18 protein-coding genes and 4 pseudogenes are annotated in these 18,183 nt (G+C 36.9%); 19 read left to right on the top strand and 3 right to left on the bottom strand.

The window, feature by feature from the left end; all coding sequences use genetic code 11:
* From LFLEISCH_RS00730 to LFLEISCH_RS00710, 6 genes and pseudogenes are all read left to right on the top strand, one after another.
* Positions 1 to 282, top strand: a pseudogene (locus tag LFLEISCH_RS00730) (NYN domain-containing protein); the annotation flags it as partial.
* An 89-nt stretch (positions 283 to 371) separates the two neighbouring features.
* Positions 372 to 960 (top strand): annotated as a pseudogene (locus LFLEISCH_RS00725) (RNA polymerase factor sigma-70).
* A gap of 128 nt (positions 961 to 1,088) precedes the next feature.
* Positions 1,089 to 1,238, top strand: coding sequence for a 50S ribosomal protein L33 (gene rpmG / locus LFLEISCH_RS14885; RefSeq protein ID WP_007471971.1), 150 nt, complete (start codon positions 1,089 to 1,091; stop codon positions 1,236 to 1,238).
* A gap of 20 nt (positions 1,239 to 1,258) precedes the next feature.
* A pseudogene (gene secE, locus LFLEISCH_RS00720) lies at positions 1,259 to 1,439 on the top strand (preprotein translocase subunit SecE).
* Between the two features lie 128 nt (positions 1,440 to 1,567).
* A complete protein-coding gene (gene nusG / locus LFLEISCH_RS00715; RefSeq protein WP_007471966.1) occupies positions 1,568 to 2,101 on the top strand; it encodes a transcription termination/antitermination protein NusG in 534 nt (177 codons plus the stop codon).
* 237 nt (positions 2,102 to 2,338) lie between these two features.
* Complete coding sequence (locus tag LFLEISCH_RS00710; RefSeq protein ID WP_007471963.1) at positions 2,339 to 5,524, top strand: Ig-like domain-containing protein; 3,186 nt, start codon at positions 2,339 to 2,341, stop codon at positions 5,522 to 5,524.
* Between the two features lie 47 nt (positions 5,525 to 5,571).
* On the opposite strand, the gene LFLEISCH_RS00705 is transcribed toward LFLEISCH_RS00710, so the two are convergent.
* From LFLEISCH_RS00705 to LFLEISCH_RS00695, 3 genes are all read right to left on the bottom strand, one after another.
* The gene (locus tag LFLEISCH_RS00705) at positions 5,572 to 6,036 is read right to left on the bottom strand and encodes a GHKL domain-containing protein (protein WP_007471961.1); all 465 of its coding nucleotides are present in this window, start codon (positions 6,034 to 6,036) and stop codon (positions 5,572 to 5,574) included.
* Positions 6,037 to 6,163: 127 nt separating this feature from the next.
* Positions 6,164 to 6,889 carry a hypothetical protein gene (locus tag LFLEISCH_RS00700; RefSeq protein ID WP_007471959.1) on the bottom strand — a complete coding sequence of 242 codons (726 nt, stop codon included), beginning with the start codon at positions 6,887 to 6,889 and terminating at the stop codon, positions 6,164 to 6,166.
* A 17-nt stretch (positions 6,890 to 6,906) separates the two neighbouring features.
* Positions 6,907 to 7,650, bottom strand: a complete 744-nt coding sequence (locus LFLEISCH_RS00695; protein ID WP_007471956.1) for a LytR/AlgR family response regulator transcription factor — start codon at positions 7,648 to 7,650, stop codon at positions 6,907 to 6,909.
* A 364-nt stretch (positions 7,651 to 8,014) separates the two neighbouring features.
* Between LFLEISCH_RS00695 and LFLEISCH_RS00690 the strand changes: the two genes are divergently transcribed.
* From LFLEISCH_RS00690 to LFLEISCH_RS00640, 13 genes and pseudogenes are all read left to right on the top strand, one after another.
* Complete coding sequence (locus LFLEISCH_RS00690; RefSeq protein ID WP_007471955.1) at positions 8,015 to 8,665, top strand: cyclic nucleotide-binding domain-containing protein; 651 nt, start codon at positions 8,015 to 8,017, stop codon at positions 8,663 to 8,665.
* A 14-nt stretch (positions 8,666 to 8,679) separates the two neighbouring features.
* The gene (locus LFLEISCH_RS00685) at positions 8,680 to 9,108 is read left to right on the top strand and encodes a DUF4352 domain-containing protein (protein ID WP_007471952.1); all 429 of its coding nucleotides are present in this window, start codon (positions 8,680 to 8,682) and stop codon (positions 9,106 to 9,108) included.
* Positions 9,109 to 9,220: 112 nt separating this feature from the next.
* Positions 9,221 to 9,727: pseudogene (locus LFLEISCH_RS16310) on the top strand (glycosyltransferase); the annotation flags it as partial.
* Between the two features lie 30 nt (positions 9,728 to 9,757).
* Positions 9,758 to 10,072, top strand: a complete 315-nt coding sequence (locus tag LFLEISCH_RS16305; protein WP_338151537.1) for a glycosyltransferase — start codon at positions 9,758 to 9,760, stop codon at positions 10,070 to 10,072.
* Positions 10,005 to 10,382, top strand: coding sequence for a glycosyltransferase (locus tag LFLEISCH_RS14470; protein WP_051057270.1), 378 nt, complete (start codon positions 10,005 to 10,007; stop codon positions 10,380 to 10,382). The genes LFLEISCH_RS16305 and LFLEISCH_RS14470 overlap by 68 nt, the downstream gene beginning before the upstream one ends.
* A complete protein-coding gene (locus tag LFLEISCH_RS00675; protein WP_007471951.1) occupies positions 10,382 to 11,695 on the top strand; it encodes a UDP-glucose dehydrogenase family protein in 1,314 nt (437 codons plus the stop codon). The genes LFLEISCH_RS14470 and LFLEISCH_RS00675 overlap by 1 nt, the downstream gene beginning before the upstream one ends.
* A gap of 13 nt (positions 11,696 to 11,708) precedes the next feature.
* Positions 11,709 to 12,311, top strand: coding sequence for a sugar transferase (locus tag LFLEISCH_RS00670; protein WP_007471949.1), 603 nt, complete (start codon positions 11,709 to 11,711; stop codon positions 12,309 to 12,311).
* On the top strand, positions 12,277 to 12,972 hold the full coding sequence (locus tag LFLEISCH_RS00665) for an acetyltransferase (RefSeq protein ID WP_007471947.1): 696 nt from the start codon (positions 12,277 to 12,279) through the stop codon (positions 12,970 to 12,972). The genes LFLEISCH_RS00670 and LFLEISCH_RS00665 overlap by 35 nt, the downstream gene beginning before the upstream one ends.
* Positions 12,973 to 12,995: 23 nt before the next feature.
* Positions 12,996 to 14,519: a murein biosynthesis integral membrane protein MurJ gene (gene murJ / locus LFLEISCH_RS00660; protein WP_007471945.1), complete on the top strand. Its 1,524-nt coding sequence runs from the start codon at positions 12,996 to 12,998 to the stop codon at positions 14,517 to 14,519.
* Entirely contained in the window at positions 14,519 to 15,130 is a 612-nt protein-coding gene (locus tag LFLEISCH_RS00655) for a CatB-related O-acetyltransferase (protein ID WP_007471943.1), read from the top strand. Before murJ ends, LFLEISCH_RS00655 begins: the two co-directional genes overlap by 1 nt.
* Entirely contained in the window at positions 15,127 to 16,353 is a 1,227-nt protein-coding gene (locus tag LFLEISCH_RS00650; RefSeq protein WP_007471940.1) for a glycosyltransferase, read from the top strand. Before LFLEISCH_RS00655 ends, LFLEISCH_RS00650 begins: the two co-directional genes overlap by 4 nt.
* Complete coding sequence (locus tag LFLEISCH_RS00645) at positions 16,350 to 17,498, top strand: glycosyltransferase family 4 protein (protein ID WP_007471938.1); 1,149 nt, start codon at positions 16,350 to 16,352, stop codon at positions 17,496 to 17,498. Before LFLEISCH_RS00650 ends, LFLEISCH_RS00645 begins: the two co-directional genes overlap by 4 nt.
* Positions 17,499 to 17,510: 12 nt before the next feature.
* Positions 17,511 to 18,101, top strand: a complete 591-nt coding sequence (locus LFLEISCH_RS00640; RefSeq protein WP_007471936.1) for a YveK family protein — start codon at positions 17,511 to 17,513, stop codon at positions 18,099 to 18,101.
* Positions 18,102 to 18,183: the final 82 nt, after the last annotated feature.

Here is an 18,183-nt window from a genome sequence, read left to right as displayed (position 1 = left end):
CGGATGAATATATAGAAAGAAAAGCTATTGAGTGGAAAAATGCGAAAAAACGCAAAATTATGGTTGCAACGAGCGATTATACGGAGCAATGGGGCGATTTTTTGGAAGAAGGATGCGTGTTACGGATTTCCTCAAGAGAGTTATTTTTTTGAAATTCAAGAAATGAGTCGATCAATTGATAAGAAAATGAAACGTATTAGGGAAGAAATGCCAAAATCTAAATTAAACTTAGATTCTGATACGATTCAACAGCTAGAAAAGTGGCGTAGGGGTGAAAAATAAAAGTTGACGCTAAGGTGTGGTCTTTGTATAATGAAGCAAAATCTTTTAGCGAAGGAGCCAAATCAGATTTGACAAATGAACGAGAACAAATGAATGAAATGGATTTGCTAACACTTGCTAGAGGCGGAAGTACGGATGCGCTTGAGTACTTTTTCGATAAGTATCAAAGCATCGTATATTGGAAAGCAACGCAATATTTTTTGCAGGGGGCTGAACGTGAAGACTTGATTCAGGAAGGGATGATTGGTCTTTTTAAGGCCATACGTGACTTTAATCCTGAACGGGAGGCTTCATTTAAATCGTTTGCAGAGATTTGTATTAACCGACAACTTTTATCAGCTGTAAAGCGAGGGGCACGGAAAAAAAAATAATCCACTGAATCAATCAATTTCTTTAGATACGCCTGTTAGTTCAGATGACGAGCTAGACTGGACGTTAATTGATGTTATTTCTGAAAAACAAGCTGAAACCCCTGAAGATTTTTTAATCAAAAATGAAGATTTTACAAGTGTGGTCAAAAAATTGGAATCATTAACGAGTGAATTTGAAAGAGATGTTTTAAGGCAGTATTTAGAGGGAAAAAGTTATCATGAAATGGCGCTGGCATTTAATGTTAAAGAAAAATCAATTGATAATGCGCTACAACGGATAAAACGGAAAATGACGAAAGACTTATAAACTTGCTTTATGGCAATTTTGTCACAAAAATTCGTTTGACTAGAACTTTCGGGAATGATATATTTATAGAGATGCAAAGTCTTCTAGTGGGACTACGCAAATGAAGGTAGCGGAGTTGACGGAAGCAAATGAAAAAAAAGACATCACTTGCGTGTAGCGAGTGCGGTTCCAGAAATTATTCAATTAGTGCCAGTGGTTCGCATAAACAAGTTCGTTTAGAAGTTAAGAAATTTTGCCGGCACTGTAATAAACATACTTTACATCGAGAAACAAAATAGATTTAATTGGAGGTTTAAACATGTCTGCGATTGCAAGATTTTTTTAAAAACGTAACATCTGAAATGCGGAAAGTAACTTGGCCAACGCGTAAAGAATTGACCAGTTACACGGTAACAGTTGTCATTACAGTTATTTTATTTGCCGTATTCTTTATGCTCTTAGACTTTGGAATTGAACAGCTTATTCAGCTTATTCTGTAAAACTGGGCAATTTTAAAAATTAATGGTATAATACTACTTGTGATGAAACCCGAGTGAATCCGGGTTTTTTATTTTGGATAAAACGGAAATAAAGGAGGATGGTGGCAAAAGGTGTCACCAACTAATACATGGAGAAAAATTGGTATGTTGTCCACACTTACTCTGGCTATGAAAATAAAGTAAAAGCTAATCTTGAAAAACGTGTTGAATCTATGGGCATGTCGGATAAAATCTTTCGCGTTATCGTTCCGGAAGAAGAGGAAACCGAAGTAAAAAACGGAAAAACAAAAACTATTAAAAGAAAAGTTTTTCCTGGCTACGTCCTTGTAGAAATTGTGATGACAGATGATTCTTGGTATGTGGTTCGTAACACTCCAGGCGTTACGGGCTTCGTTGGTTCCGCTGGTTCAGGTTCCAAACCGACGCCGCTTTTACCAGAAGAAGCTGATCGTATTCTGAAAAGTATGGGTATGATGGATAAATTGCTGGATGCTGACTTTGAGATTGGCGAGACTGTAATGGTTAAAGAAGGGCCGTTCGCTGATTATTCTGGAAAAGTCGATGAAATGGACTTGGATAAAGGAAAAGCAAAAGTCATGGTCAATATGTTTGGCCGTGAAACACCAGTTGAAGTTGATTTTAATCAAATTGAAAAAATTTAAATTGTAAAACGTAGTTCCAAATTGTGGAGCTGCGTTTTTTTTGTTTTTGTGAGAAGTTTTTGACATAAACGTGAAAATTTGTGAAAAAAATTTCTAAACTGTAGTTTGATAATCGAAATTAACCTAAATAAGTCACTTGAATTCATTGTAAGATTATATGTGAAAGTAGTGAATGAAAAAAAGGGGGGAAACCAAAACATATTCACTAAATAATTTTTTTGTAAGCAGGAGGAGAAAATGAAAAAGAAACAATTTTTGAAAAAAGGTGCTGTGGCGCTTGTTGCATTTAATGTATTAGCATCCACAGCTTTAACAGCAATACCAGCAACTGTAAGTGCAGCAGAATCTACGAGTACACAAACACGTTCTACAATTGTGACACCTGTGAATACACTTAAAAACCCCAGATTTACGCCAAATGCATTAGGTTTCGATGACTGGATTCCGGCGTATAATGACAAAGTGATTACAGGTGGAATGAGTAAAGATAGTTCAGGTTCATTTATTTTTGGGGATGGTTCAACTGTAAAACCAGTTACTGGTGGTCTAAGTTTTTGGTCTTATGGAGCTAAAGGTACACTTACACAAAAAGTTCATGTTATTAAAGGCGAGACGTATCGTTTAAGCGGTAATGTGAAAGATACAGGTGGATTATTTGATGCAGGAGCTGATTTCTATCTTAAAATCGGTAATTCAGAAGTGCGTAAAGCAGCAAAGGATATGGGAGGGGCATTTCAATTTGACATTGTAGCACCTGTTACTGGTGATGTTAGTATCACGATTGGAATGTTGCGAGGTGGAAATATTGGTGTAAACGCAGCAATTATGGAATTAACAAACTTAGCATTTAAAAATACTGATGTGACTCCACCAAACGCACCAACAATCAATCCAATTTACACAGATGCTAATCTTGCAACTGGTAAAGCCGAGCCAAATACAACCGTGATTTTAACAACTGAGGATAATCAAACGGTCGAAGGAGATGTGGATGCGGATGGTAATTACTCTGTTAAATTGCCACGTCAAATTATTGGCCGAGTTGTGACTGTTGTCAATAAAGATATCGCTGGAAACATTAGTGACGCCACTACTTCTCTTCCTGTCAGACAAGGTGAACTTGCTAAACCAGTTATCAATGAAGTAACAAATAATAGTACAAGCGTTAGCGGTGAAGCAGATTTAGCGGTTAATGTAAATGTTAAAGTTATTAAACCTGATGGTACCGAAAAACCATACGTAGGGAATACAGACAATAGCGGACATTTTTCAGTAGAAATTGCTAAACCTGAATACGGAGATAAAGTTCAAGTTGTGACTTCAGGAAACGGTAAAGTAAGTCCTACAGCAGAAACAGCAGTTGTGGATGCTATTAAACCAGCGGCACCCATTGTTGAAGATGTGTATACGGATACAGTAGAAATTAAAGGTCAAGGAACTTCTGGAAATAAAGTTGAAGTTACATTGCCAACTGGTGTTCTTGATCCAGTTTCAGTAGCTGCAGATGGTTCATTTAAAATTGAAATTCCAGCACAAGCAGAAGGTGCCAAAATTAGTATAGCGCAAATTAAACCTTCTGGATTAAAAGGAGAAACAACAGTTAAGACAGTTCTACCTGGAGATCTACCTCAACCAATCATAAGTGAAATTACAGATCAATCTACAAAAATTGAAGGTACGGCGACACCAAATGCTGATTTTAGAATTATTGTAAAAGATCAAGATGGAACTGCTGTTAAAAATCCGTATATCGGTACAGTAGATTCAACAGGTAAATTCTCGATTTTAATAGATAAGTTATTACCAACTTACACAGTGACCATGACACTTTCAAAAGGGGACCAAGTCAGCAAAGAAAAAGTGATTCAAGTAAAAGATGTGACGGCTCCAGATGCGCCGGTTGTAAATGCTATTTCTGCAGATGACAAAGTAGTGTCTGGTACTGGGGAAGCTTCTACAACTGCGATTGCGAAAGTTAATGGTCAAGAAATTGGCCGAGCAAAAGTGGCTGAAAATGGAAAATTCCAAATTGCTATTCCACAACAAGCTGAAAATGCAGTGGTTAGCGTCACGCTCGTAGACGCAGCAAATAATATTTCAGATGCAGTTGAAAAAACAGTGACACGCTCTACAAAATTGGATTTAACTGTTCCAGAAACACTTACAGTTGGAACGAGCTCCTTTAGTGGCACATATGGTGCTGGTATTTCTAAAGTTCGTTTATTTGTGAATGACGCGGTTGTTTCACAAGCTACTACAACTAATGGTGCTTATACATTTAATAACATTGATAAATTTATTGTTTCAGCAACAGATAAAGTAGAAGTTGTTGGTGTGGATAGTAAATATGTGGAAGTTAAACGCGTGGCAGTAACATTAAAAGGGAATTTAATTAAAGTTCTTACTCCAGATACGTATAGCTATGGCACAAGTCAATTAACAGGTACGTATGATGATAGTGCTTATAAAATCCGCCTTATTGTTAATGGTGAAGTTAAAGCACAAGCCACAACTGATGCAACAACACATAAATTCACATTTAATAATGCAGCAAGCTTAATTACAAGCCCGTCCGATCAAGTGGAAGTAGTTGCAGTGAATAAGCAATATGCAGAAATTTACCGCGCTCCTGTTACAGTGGAAAATTCAACAGCGAATGCATTAACAGTACAAGCTTATCAAATGGGGAATACTACGTTAACAGGAACATATGGTTCAGGTATTTCTAAAGTACGTTTAGCGATAGATGGGAAAATTGTTGCTCAAGCTATTAATAATGATGGAAGCTACACATTTAATAATGTTGATAAATTGATTACTTCTAACCAAGCTAAAGTGGAAGTGGTTGCTGTTAACTCCCTTTATCAAGAAGTTAGCCGTAAATCAGTTGAATTAAAAGGGATGCTATACACATTAACAAATGATGCTTACAATGCCGGTGACCAAGTGTTGACAGGAACATACGGAGAAGGTATTTTAAAAGTACGTTTATTTGTAAATGGTGTAGTGAAGGCGCAAGCGAATATGGATGAAGCAACACATAAGTTCACATTTAACAATGCAGGAAGCTTTATTGTAGGTCCAGATGATAAAGTGGAATTAGTAGCTGTAAACTCACAATATGTTGAAGTGAAAAGACTAACAGTGAAAGTAGCTAATGCAGCAGAATTAAATGCACTAACTGTAGATAGTAACTATAAGCTTGATACAGATACATTATCAGGCACATATGGCACACTAGGATCTAAAGTTCGTTTATTCGTGAATGGTGTTGTTAAACGTCAAGCAAACTCAGCAGACGGAAAATATTCATTCTCAAATCTAAAAGCGCTACAAATTACTGAAAATGATAAAGTAGAATTAGTTTTAGTAAATGCGGCTTATCAAGAAATTAATCGTATTGATGTGACGGTTGTAAAATAATAAAAAATAGGGTTGTTGACTCGGTTAAGTGAGTCAACAACCCTATTTTATTTATCAATCGTTATTGAGACAGTAAATTTTTCGGTTTCATTTTGGATGGTGTAATGCACATTTTTATACTTATGAGTAATTTTATGGAAAATGTGTAGTCCGCGTCCTTGATGCCCTTTTTTACTTGATTGTCCTTTTTGAATTAATTGGCTAGTTTGAAGTTTGGATTCGCTCGCTGAAGAATTTGTAATATGCATTTCAAGCGCGTGCGGACTATTAACTAGGCGAAATTTTATAGCTGGTTTTTCTGCGTGTTCAGTGGCTTCAATGGCATTATTTAATAAAATGGAAAGAAGTCGAAGGAAATCAATGGTGTTTATAATGCTACTTTCAATGGGGTGCGGAATATCGAGCTCTACATGAATGCTTTTTTTTCGAGCTAAAGACAAATAATACATGATGGAACTTTGTAAACTAGGGAGATAAATTTGCTGAACTTCTGCAAATTGCTGGTCTGGCATATTACTTTTTATATAAGTATGCAGATTTGTGACGGTTTTTTTAACTTCTTCTATCTCACCATTATCGGCTTGAATTTGTACGGTAAGGAGTAAGGCTTCAAAATCATGGATAAAATCAAGTGCGAATTCAGTTTTTTGTCGTTGTTCCTCGAGATAGTTTAAATGCTGTGTCAGAAATTTGTAATCCCTGGCAGTTTTTGTAAGTTGAAACAAAAAAAGGAGTAGAACGACGAAAAAAAATAGAATTAATAAAACCAAAAACAGCGTAAAGTAGTCGGCTATCACTAAAAAAAATAACGCGAATAGTATTCATAATAAAGAGTGAGGGAATAACAAGCAGAACGGAAAACTGAGTTAAGCGACTTTGCTTATTATTCGCTAAAATTTCGACCCAGTGAAACTTTTTATTTAAATATAACAAGAGCGAGTCAATAAGAGTGATGATAATGACGAAGCTAATGGCTAAAAGAAGGAAGAATTTTTCTTCCACTAAGTCGCTAAAAGAAGTAATGCGAACTTGAATAAAATCCAGTGATAGAGAGAAAGATACCACGATGGTAAGATAGTTAATGGCAATAATGATAGCGGCTGCGAATAAGTTATTTAAGTGACGGTAGGCAAAATAAAAGTGTGGTAGTGAGAGGAGAAGCGGGACTAACCACATGGCGGATAGCGTCACTAATGGTTGATAGGAAATAATAAAAACTATGCTAATGATAAGTGAAAACATGAGTGCGACTAGTTTAAAGGCATCACGATACGTAATAAATAATGGGGCGTTAAGCAGGAATAAGTTGACGAGCACACCAGAATAGCCAGCTACTATAATAATGTAATCAGATAAAATAAACATTGTTTTATTCCACCTCCCTAAGAATTCAAATGTTTAAGTAGTTTATCTATGATTTTTTTACTGGCATATAATTCGTATCCGTAATCAAAATGGATAATCCCTAGCTTTCGGTCAATTAGAGTAATTTCATTTGTATTTATAATAAAGGACTTTAAGTTGGTATAAAAATTCGTTTCCTCAAATAATTCTTTTAAGACACTGATGGGGTAGCGAACAAATAGACTGCGATTTTTACAATTAATTTCTGAATAATTTTTACTACCTTTTAAAGTTTGGATAAAAACGATATCTTTTTTTCTTAGAAAAACACGTTCTGATCCATTTTTTAAGACAATGTCGCCTGTTAATGCTTTTTGCATTTCTTTTTCTTGGATGGTTTTAAAAGTGGAGAGAAGTTGTTCTGAAATAGAGTCTAAATTATCTGGGTTTTTGGTGAGGTAACCTGAAGGTAGAATTTGGCGATTGATGATTTCGATGCCTTTGTTTTCGAAGGCTGTGATGAAGTAAAGGTAACAGTGCGGATTCTTTCTGCGAATGAGTTCGGCTATGTCTATGCCTGAGAGGATTTCTTTTAAATCGATATCTAAAAAATAAATGTCGTTATCCATAACTGGAACTTTTTCAAGCTGTTCAATAAAAGCGGGGATGTTAGAAATCGTATGCATTTCTGAAATAATGCCAAGTTTTTGTGTGGAGGTCAAGATGCCATTTTCGATAAATTCTCTATGTAGAAAATCATCTTCAATTAGAAAAATATTCATTTTATCTATACTCCTTCCTCCAAAGTGCTAAAAATAGGCCACAAAGGAGTAAAAAAGACTTGTAATTACTCTATCATTATATTTGTAACATGTTCATTGCCAAAAAACAATGGTTAAACCTTATATTTTTAAAAATGGGTTTACGCTTAAATGAATATTCTAGCTGATATTTCAGGTGAGTAAAATACTCATTTTTGTAGTCATGAACATAAAAAAACTATAATTTTTTTTAAAAAATCATAGTTTTAATTTAAAAGGTGGCATTTTTGTGAAATTATTATTTAATTTGTAACTTATATTACACTTTGACCTATTCTTCCATGTTAAAAATTTCGTTACAATAAATTTGGAAAGGAGGGGCAGCATGGACTTTTTAAGTCTGCATGAAAAAATAACGGAACATCAAAATTTATCGTTATTTCTTTTAAATAAATTTAGCCATAGAAAAATCGAGCTAAAGAAAAACAGTGAATACAATGTGCTAGAAAATGAATTTATCATTGTATTAAATGGACTGCTGATAAAAAGAAATAGTAATCGAATAACAGGGGAGTATCAGTATAGTTTTGATTCAGAGGGCGATTTTATTTTTACGGTTGGTGAGGAAGAAAATTATTATTTAAGCAATATCAAAAAATGCCAAATTGCTGTATTAAATAAAGAAATTGTTTTCGATGCGCTTGAAAAAGACGGCTTACTTGTGCATTTGTTTTTAGAACAATATTTGAAAGTCGAAGAAGAAATGCATTTTTTCAACTTACATCTTTTGAATTCGAATAAACGAATTATTCATTATATACTGCAAATTTCAAGACTTAACCAGCAGACATTTAAACTACCTTATCTATTGTTTCCAAAAGAAATTACAGTTACAAGCTTAGCTAAATACTGCAATTGCAACCGAATTACTGCTTCAAGACTCATTAGCAAGTTAAAAGAACAACACTATATTTTTCCGGAGAAAGAGGGATTTATGATTCCTGAGGAAAATATCGAATACCTGTTAGAAATGTAAGAAGGAGAGATTTTATGAAGAAAATAGGACTTATGATAAGCTTAATGATTTTACTACTTACGATAGCCGCATGCGGTAATGATCAAAAAACGATGGAGCAGAAAAAAACGGCATCTTGGCAAATTACACCAACTAAAATGATGGTGCAGGATAGTTCAGAAAAAGGAAACCAGGAATTAGTCATTTCATACAAAGTGAAAAATATCTCAAAAGAAAATCAAGGTATTGTCGCAGCCGATTTCTTTCTAACTGACAATGATGAACATTATTTTTATGCAAAAGGGAGTTTGAAAAATATAAATGAGGTCTTAAAACCCGGTGAAGAAAAAGAAGGAAAAGGCTATTATATTATCCCGAAAGATTTGGAAAAAGCCGATTTAATTTATAGCCCGATTAATTCGAAAGAAAAAACGACTTGGAAAAACGTACAATTTCAAAACTAAGCATGGAAAAGGATGAAAGGCCATTGAATATTTTATATTTGCATCAATATTTTGCGACATTATCTTCTTCAACCTCGATTAGAAGTTTTATTTTTTTCAAAAAAAGCTCGCAGAAAGTGGGCACAAAGTTACCGTCATTACGACAGATGCATTTATGAAGCAGGAAAAACCATATAAAATGACAAATGATGTGAAATATTTTCACATTGAAGGTATCGAAATTTTAGCTATCCGCAGCGATTATAGTAATTTCTTAGGGAAGAAAGCGCGTATTATGGAGTTTTTAAAATTTATGCGAAAAGCGGAACAGGTTGGGAAAAAAATAAAAAAAATCGATTTGATTTTTGCCACCTCAACACCGCTTACAATTGGTATTCCAGCCATGCGGTTAAGTAAAAAATTAAGTGCCCCTTTTGTCTTTGAAGTCCGTGATTTATGGCCGGAAGCTCCGATTCAAATGGGTTATATCAAATCAAAACCCCTTCAATATGCTTTGCGAAAAATAGAAAAACGCATTTATAAAAAAGCCGCTCATATTATATGTTTGTCGCCTGGTATGGCAGACGGAGTCCGGTCAAATGGCATTTCAGATGAGAAAATATCTGTTATTCCAAATCTAGCTGATTTAGAGCTTTTCTCAGATGAAAATGTGAATCAAACGCTTCAAGATGAAATCATAAAAAAATGGCATTTAGAAAACCAATTTGTTATTTCTCACATTGGCGCGATGGGAGAAGCGAATGGCTTACAATATTTACTCGATGCCTGTGAAAGGCTCGAAAAGCAAAATGTGACGGACATTAAATTTCTTATCGTAGGAAGTGGGAAAACCAAACCGCTACTAGTCTCTAAAAGCGAAAAGCAGAATCTTCAAAATATTATTTTTGAGGATATGATTGAAAAAAAAAGATGTCCCTACATTTTTAGATTTAGCAGATATCACCATAACGAGTTTTTTACCTAAACCGATTTTAGCCACGAACTCGCCGAATAAATTTTTCGATGCTTTAGCTGCGGGGAAACCGATTATTGTGAATTCAGCTGGTTGGACAAAAGACATTGTTGAAAAATATAAAATAGGCTACTACGTTGATGCGAGAAATCCACAGGAACTAGCTGATTTATTAATAGAATTAAAAAATCAAAAGGCAATGTTACGGGGTCTGAAAATGGAGATAAAAACGATAGCTGAAAATGAATTTAGTGCTACAAAAGCAAGTACAGAATTACTTGAGATTTTGGAGAATGTGGCGACAGAGAAAGGAAGGAAATAATGAATATAGCGATTGTTGGAACAGGGTATGTTGGATTAGTAACCGGCGTTGGTTTAGCTGAAATTGGTCATAACGTGACGTGCATTGACGTTGTTGAAACTAAAATCATGAAGCTAAAACTAGGAATATCACCGATTTATGAACCCGGGATTGAATCTTTAATTTTAAAAAATATGGCAGAAGGAAGATTAGATTTTACCACTTCATTTGCGGAAGGTGCAAAGCATGCGGATGTGATTTATTTGGCGGTGGGGACACCGACTGGAAGTAATGGCGAGATTGAGATGAAGTATTTTAATCAAGCGGCAGTTGAAATGGCTAGCGTGATTTCTAGGCCAACCATCATCGTTATAAAAAGTACGGTACCGGTTGGGACAAATGAGGCGTTGCAACATTTAATGGACGAACAGGCGGCTTTTGAAGTGAGCGTGGTTTCCAATCCTGAATTTTTACGTGAAGGGATGGCAATTCATGACTTGTTTCACGGGGACCGAATTGTGATTGGAACTACTGATAAAAAAGCAATGAATATCATGATGGATGTGAATCAGCCTTTTCGAATTCCAATTGTTCCGACAACGCCTAAAAGTGCTGAATTGATTAAATATGCTTCTAATGCTTTTTTAGCTACTAAAATTAGTTTTATTAATGAAATTGCGAATTTATGCGAATTAGTTGGCGCTGATGTCCAAGAAGTGAGTCTTGGGATGGGCCTTGATAAACGAATTGGGGCTAAATTTTTACAAGCTGGTATTGGATACGGGGGATCTTGTTTCCCGAAAGATACACTTGGTTTACTTCAAATCGCGCATGAATACGGGATGACGTTTCCACTGTTAGAAGAGGTTATTCAGGCGAATGCCGAGCAACAGCGAGTGCTTGTTAGTAAATTGCTAGGAAGAATGGAGATTATTCGGGGAAGGAAAATCGCGATTCTAGGAATCGCTTTTAAACCAAATACGGATGATGTTCGTGAGGCACCGTCACTAAAAATTATTGAGGAGCTTGTGAGCCACGGGGCTAAAGTTTATGCCTATGATCCAGTCGTAAAAGCTGCTAGTCTCGATTTACCAAGTGATGTGGTGGTGGCAAATTCTATTCAAGAAGCTCTTACGGGGGCGGATGCGGCGCTTATTGTGACGGAATGGTCGGAAATTAGAGCGATTCAAGCGGAAGATTTTAAAAAATGGATGAAACAGGCTTATGTGTTTGACGGGCGAAATTGTTTGGATCCAGATGCCATGCTTTCTCTGAATGTTTATTACGAGGCGATTGGGCGCGGAGGAGAAATGAAGGAATTAGCTGTGAAGTAAAGGAGGGGACAAGGTGCATAGCAGAAGTTATTTACGGATAAAAGCATTAATCGATTGTTTGATGGCTGTTATTCTTTTGCTGATTGTGATGATTCCCTTTAGTATACTGACTTTATTTTTAGCTTGTTATTATAGGGGGAATCCGTTTTATGTTTGTGAACGTGCAGGACTTTTGGGTAAGCCGTTTAAGCAATATAAATTTAAGTCGATGTTTGATTCTACGGCAGGAGAGTTGGATAGTGATAAAAACCGAGTTAGTCCAGTGGGTAAATTTTTGCGCGAATGGAGTATTGATGAAATTCCGCAGCTCATCAATATTATAAAAGGTGATATTAGTTTTATTGGTCCACGGCCGCTGACATGTGATTACATCGCTTTTTATAATAAAAATGAGAAAAGAAGACTTGAGGTTAAGCCGGGGCTTACAGGTCTTGCGCAAGTAAATGGTCGAAATACGATTAGTTGGGCAGAAAAATTTAAGTTTGATGTCGCGTATGTGGACCAATTTTCTTTACAACTTGATATGAAAATTTTAATTCGGACAATCCGAGTGGTTCTTTCGCGAGAGGGGGTTGATCAAAATGAATCCACGACAGCAGAACGATTTAAAGGTTGAACGAAAACTTGTCATCATTGGATGTGGGTCGCAAGGACGGATGTTAAAAAATTTTGTAGCGCATTATTCTTTAGGGTATCGATTTATTGGTTTTTTGGATGATCAGATTACGACTTTTAAAGAAGTAGAGGGTGCGTTTATGGCGCCGCTTAGTTACAGCTATGAACTTCTAAAAGACGATGTTCATTTCATTTTAGCGATTGGAAATGTGGATGACCGCTTTGAAGTAGCGAAAAGGGTCATGCATATACCTGAAAATCGCTACGCTACCATTATTCATCCAGATGCTTATGTGGACCGCACAGTGAAAATTGGGGCAGGGACTTATATTTCTGCTAATGCTGCAATAATGCACGACGTCTCTATTGGCCATCATACAAGCATTTTGACAGGAAGTGTCATTGAGTATGAATCCCGGATTGGCTCCTTTGTCAATATCTCACCCAATGCCACCTTATGCGGGAACGTTTGTGTGGATGATATTTCTTTTGTAGGAGCCGGGGCGTCAATTATTCAAGGGATTACACTTGGAAAAAGAAACCTCATTGGCGCAGGTGCCACAGTAATTCGTGATGTTGCGGATAACTCCCTTGCCCTCGGTACCCCTGCGATGTCAAAACCACGAAAAACAGAAACTACACTATTTAATGTATTTTTTTAAGCGAGGAGAAAAGGATTCAATTGATGAAAAATAAAATGACCCATATTTTTTATGGCGTCGTGATTTTTACGATGAGTATTCAGCTATTATCCATGATGCGGACTGCGCTATTAGCCAAAGAATTTGGTGTTTCAAGTGAAATGGATGCTTTTAATCTGGCCAATTTAATGATGATTGCCATTGTGAACATTGGCGGGGCAGCTATTCCAACTGTCGTCATTCCTTTCTTGGCAACCATGCCGGAAAAGCAGACGGCGAATGCGAAAAGGATATTAAATTCGTATGTGGTAACGATTATGTCCGCCAGCTTATTTTTCCTCATTGTCGTTTATATTGCAGGCTTTATCGGGATGGAAAATTTTAGGTGGCAAACGAATCGCCCCTTTTATTATATGACCTACTTACTCACCTTTATTATGGGTGCAGGACAGTTGTTTCGAATGTATTCCTGGCTTTTGACCTCGTATTTGGAAGTAGAAGGAAAATTTATTTGGATTAAAGTAGCAGGTCTTGTAGCGGCCCTTTTAAATTTTTTATTTCTCCTTTTGTATGTGGAATATTTGACAATTTATCAAGTGGCGCTTTCTGTAGCGATTTCATTTCTTATTGAAACGCTTGTCCTCGCTTTTTTTAACCGGAAATGGTCGTTTCGTTTTTCTTTCGCCTTTCGTTCGGCAGAATATAGGCGTTTAGTTCGCCTTACGATTCCTTCGCTTTTGGGGGCAATCATTTATCAAGTGACGATTTTACTTCCGGGGATGCTTGGCAGTTATTTTGGAACTGGTTATATTTCGATGATGACTTACGCGAATCAAATGATTAGTATTTTTCAGGTCTTGCTCATTACGAATTTAATGTCTATGGTGTACCCCAATTTAAGCAGAAGCTTTAGTTATTCAGTAGAAGTGGGGCGGGTGAAATTTGTTCAATATTTAAAGCTGTTTTTTATGATTGTAATGCCGGTTGTGGCTTTGATGATTGTGATTGGGCATGAGGTTATCGCGATCTTATTTGAAAGAGGGAATTTTGACAGTACTTCAAGTCACCAAGTTTTTATTTTTCTCCTATTTTTACTACTGGCGCTACCGCTTAACGTATTTAAAGAGCTCACGTTTAAAATTTTTTATAGCATTGGCGATACGAAAACCCCTGTTGTAAATAGTTCTCTCAGCATCGCGTTTCAAATTCTCTTTTTAAGCGGAGGAGTGTTCACCTTAGGCGTTATGACGCTCATGATTTCGCCGCTCATCGTCGCAATTTTCGCCGCATTGTTAGCTGTTATTGCTTTGGTTAGAAAGCTAAGTTTTAAACAGGAATTTATTCCCGTAGCAAAAGAATTAGCCAAAGCAACCTTAAACGCCGCTTTAATGGCCACCGTCGTCTATATTGAAAAAATAACCATCATGACCTCATCAGAACTCATCAATTTAATCCTGTACGTAGCAACGGGTGTTATCATTTATGGTCTTTTAACCCTACTGACTGATTTTAAATATATACGTCCATTTTTGCCTGGTAGATCAAAAAAGAGAGAGGAGATGTTTTAATGTCACTAAAAAGATGGATTCCCCCGCAGCTAAGTAAATATATCGCTTTACAAAAAGTACGACGCAAATTTCCAAACCATCGTATTATGTCTGGCTCTGTATCCACAGAAATTGAATTAGGACAGAGTTGTTGGATTAATTACGATGTCCATATTGGAAAAAGTGTGAAACTAGGCGATTATTCTTATGTCAATAAAGGCGCCATCATTGCATCGGGTGAAATTGGCAAATATTGTTCCATTGGAGCTTACAGTTTCATTGGCCTAGATGAACATCCGCTAAATCATTTTTCGACCTCTCCTTTTACCTATCAAAATCAGTCATGGGACTCTTTTACAGCGCCGCCAGTGATTGGGCATGATGTGTGGATTGGGAGTACCGCCGTTATTCTTCAAGGGGTTAGAGTTGGAACGGGCGCTGTCATTGGGGCAGGAGCAATTGTGACAAAAGATGTACCGCCGTATGCTATTGTGGGCGGAAATCCGGCTAAAATCATTCGGTATCGCTTTTCTGAAAAGAAGCGGAGAGCGCTACTTGAATCAGAGTGGTGGAATCAACCACAAGAGGAATTGGCTCGTTTTATTCAAAAGCTTGAGGGAGAAGAGGCATGAAGGTATTATTTTTTATTTCTAGTTTTCCAAAACTATCTGAAACTTTTATCTTAAACCAAATAACAGGGCTCATTGACAGAGGCGTAGAAGTCGAAATTTTAGCATGGCACCGTGCATTTAATGAGGCGGATCATCAGGCGGTCCAGGAATATGACTTACTTTCCAAAACACATTTTATAAATATTCCGGCGAGTAAGTGGCGTAGACTTGTAAAAGCCAGTTTCTTATTCGGAAAACTTTTCCTTAAAAATAGGCGGCTGGCTCTTGAAACAATTAAGTGGCGCAAATATGGCCAGATGTCGTCCTCACTGCGGTTGCTCTACAGTGCCTCTTACTTTTTAAACAGAGAGAAGGCGGACGCGGTCATTGCGCATTACGGGCCTAACGGAAATATCGCTAACTTTTATAAAAATATGGGCCTCCTAGAAGAGCGGACGATGGTATTTTTTCACGGTCAAGATCTTACTTCTTTTGTTAAAAAATGGGGGGAGGGAGTCTACCGCGATTTATTCGCCAGTGAAATCAGTTTGCTTCCCATCAGCCACTATTTTGCGACAAAGCTGGTTCATTACGGAGCAAGTAAAGAAAATGTGTCCATACACCATATGGGCGTTGACACAGCGGAATTTGATTACCAAGCGACAAAGAAACAAGCGCCGATTCATTTTTTAACAACAGGTAGGCTAACCGAGAAAAAGGGGATGGAGACAGCAATCCAAACTATGGCGCTTTTAAAATCGCGTCTTAAGGTGCCGTTTCACTTAGATATTTTGGGTGATGGTGAACGAAGAGCGGATTTAGTCGAGCTCATCTCCCGCTTAGATGTCGGGGATGTTGTTACGCTATGTGGGGCCAAGACGCAAGAAGCAGTAAAAGCCGCTGTAAAAGAAGCGACGATTATCATTCAGCTAAGTAAAACGGCTGAAAACGGAGATATGGAGGGTATTCCAATGGTGTTAATGGAGGCGATGTCGCGGGGTAAGATAACCCTTTCCACATATCACAGCGGCATCCCGGAACTAATTGAAAATGGACGAAATGGCTTTTTAGTACAAGAAAATAGCCCCGAGCAAGCCGCTGATTTAATCGAAGGCATTTTACAAAGCAAGCTTTTTCCTTTGGAGAAAATTTCTTTAGAGGCGCGTGAGACGATTCATCGGGAGTTCTGTTTAAATACGTGGAATGACCGATTAGTAAAACGATGTAAAGGAGAAAAAATTTGAAGAGAAGAGACCCAAATAAAATTTTTATGTGTAGCTCAGTGCACGTTTGGTCCGATACACGAATTTATTTTAAAGAAGCTAAATCACTTGCGGAAGCAGGCTTTCAAGTTGAATTTTATGCGCTGAATTTTGACGGTGAAAAAGAATCTATTCCGAATTTAACGATGCATTATCTTCCTGTTTTATCGCGCAAAAAGCGGTTTCGCCATATGCAAACTTTGCTGAAAGCTTTCGAGGAATCAGACGCCAAGAATTTCCATTTTCATGACCCAGAACTCCTTTTTTTAGCGAGAAAAATCAAGAAAAAATATGGCGACGCTGTAAAAATTGTCTATGACATGCATGAGCATTTGCCGGCTGCGATTTTAACCAAACAATGGATTCCGCGTGGCAGTCGCCCATTTGTATCAAAAATGGTGGCATTTTTTGAAAAATATTTTTTAAAGTGGGTGGATGCGGTTGTTTTTGCAGAAGTTTCCTATAAGGAAAACTATCTTAAGATGGGTTTAAATACAGTGGATGTTTTAAACTATCCCATCATGCCGCCCGTAAGAAATGAAACGATTTCTAAAGTTTTTACGCTCATTTATGTAGGGGTGCTAACAGAGCAGCGGGGCCTCTTTAATATGCTGGAGCTTGCGAAATCTATACGTGAAAAAGGATGCACGGACTTTAAATTAAAACTGATTGGTCCGATGTTTACAAATGAAGATGCTTTTTCAGAATTTATTATAGTGAACCACTTAGAAAAAAATGTGGAGCATCTCGACCGGATGCAATACAAAGATATTTGGCGACATTACTATCAGAGCCATATTGGTCTATGTTTACTTCATCCGACACCGAATAATTTAAACTCACATTCAACGAAGCTCTTTGAATATATGGCCGCTAAAATTCCGATTTTAGCATCTGATTTTCCGGATTTTAAAAAGATTATCTCGGATGCGGATTGTGGGTATACAACGGATCCCTTTGATTACGAGCGGGCTGCGGATTTAGTTATTCAGTTGAAGGACAATCGAAAAAGAAATTGGGATTTAGGGCAGAATGGTTTTCGTGCCTTTCAAAATTTATATAGTTGGCAGCATGAGGCGGAAAAGTTACTGACATTATATGAAAGTTTCGAGAAATCGAAAAATTGAGGTTAGGAATTTATGAATATAAAAAATATGACAGTGGGCAGTTTACTTCAAACGCTCAAAAAAAATCTAATTTGGATTATACTCATTATTTTTATCGCACAAATGAGTGTATGGATTTACCAAAATTACATTCATAACAACGAATATCAAGCAGAAACATCGCTTTTAATTAATGTCGAGCAAAAAGATAATAACCTTTACACACAAGAAGGTGTCCGGAATAGCATTCAACTTATTACAACATATTCTTCCGTTTTAAAAAGCAGTAAAATCATGGATTTAGTGAGCGGCGAGGGAGAAATCGGCGGGAAAAGTAGCAAAACATTAGCGAACCGCCTAACGATTAGTTCGGATCAAAATTCATTAGTTTTTCATATTGCCTATACAGATCAAAATCAAAAACAAGCAGAACGTGTTAGTCAGTCCTATGTCAAAGTTGTTGAAAAAGAAATCCCGAGGCTTTTTAAAGGGAGTACGGTTATTATTTTAGAAAAACCAAGCGTGCATCTTGTGACGCAAGGGTTGTCTATGAACTTAATCGCGTTTTTTGTTCAGTATTCTTCTATCCGCTATATTTATTATGCTCGTGACTTTTATGGATAAGACGATTAAAACGCAGGAGCAAATTATGAACCTAAAGATTACGTATTTAGGGGACGTCCCCGTGATGAAAGAGTAAGGAGCT

This window comes from Listeria fleischmannii subsp. fleischmannii LU2006-1 (assembly GCF_000344175.1).
Lineage (GTDB): Bacteria > Bacillota > Bacilli > Lactobacillales > Listeriaceae > Listeria > Listeria fleischmannii.
The sequence above is the reverse complement of the archived record's forward strand: the minus strand, read 5'-3'. Positions and strand labels throughout refer to the sequence as shown.

Coding starts and splice junctions, on each gene's coding strand:
- rpmG (WP_007471971.1), top strand. CDS start 1,089: ATGAAAAAAAAGACATCACTTGCGTGTAGCGAGTGCGGTTCCAGAAAT.
- nusG (WP_007471966.1), top strand. CDS start 1,568: ATGGAGAAAAATTGGTATGTTGTCCACACTTACTCTGGCTATGAAAAT.
- LFLEISCH_RS00710 (WP_007471963.1), top strand. CDS start 2,339: ATGAAAAAGAAACAATTTTTGAAAAAAGGTGCTGTGGCGCTTGTTGCA.
- LFLEISCH_RS00705 (WP_007471961.1), bottom strand. CDS start 6,036: ATGCCAGACCAGCAATTTGCAGAAGTTCAGCAAATTTATCTCCCTAGT.
- LFLEISCH_RS00700 (WP_007471959.1), bottom strand. CDS start 6,889: ATGTTTATTTTATCTGATTACATTATTATAGTAGCTGGCTATTCTGGT.
- LFLEISCH_RS00695 (WP_007471956.1), bottom strand. CDS start 7,650: ATGAATATTTTTCTAATTGAAGATGATTTTCTACATAGAGAATTTATC.
- LFLEISCH_RS00690 (WP_007471955.1), top strand. CDS start 8,015: ATGGACTTTTTAAGTCTGCATGAAAAAATAACGGAACATCAAAATTTA.
- LFLEISCH_RS00685 (WP_007471952.1), top strand. CDS start 8,680: ATGAAGAAAATAGGACTTATGATAAGCTTAATGATTTTACTACTTACG.
- LFLEISCH_RS00675 (WP_007471951.1), top strand. CDS start 10,382: ATGAATATAGCGATTGTTGGAACAGGGTATGTTGGATTAGTAACCGGC.
- LFLEISCH_RS00665 (WP_007471947.1), top strand. CDS start 12,277: ATGAATCCACGACAGCAGAACGATTTAAAGGTTGAACGAAAACTTGTC.
- murJ (WP_007471945.1), top strand. CDS start 12,996: ATGAAAAATAAAATGACCCATATTTTTTATGGCGTCGTGATTTTTACG.
- LFLEISCH_RS00655 (WP_007471943.1), top strand. CDS start 14,519: ATGTCACTAAAAAGATGGATTCCCCCGCAGCTAAGTAAATATATCGCT.
- LFLEISCH_RS00650 (WP_007471940.1), top strand. CDS start 15,127: ATGAAGGTATTATTTTTTATTTCTAGTTTTCCAAAACTATCTGAAACT.
- LFLEISCH_RS00640 (WP_007471936.1), top strand. CDS start 17,511: ATGAATATAAAAAATATGACAGTGGGCAGTTTACTTCAAACGCTCAAA.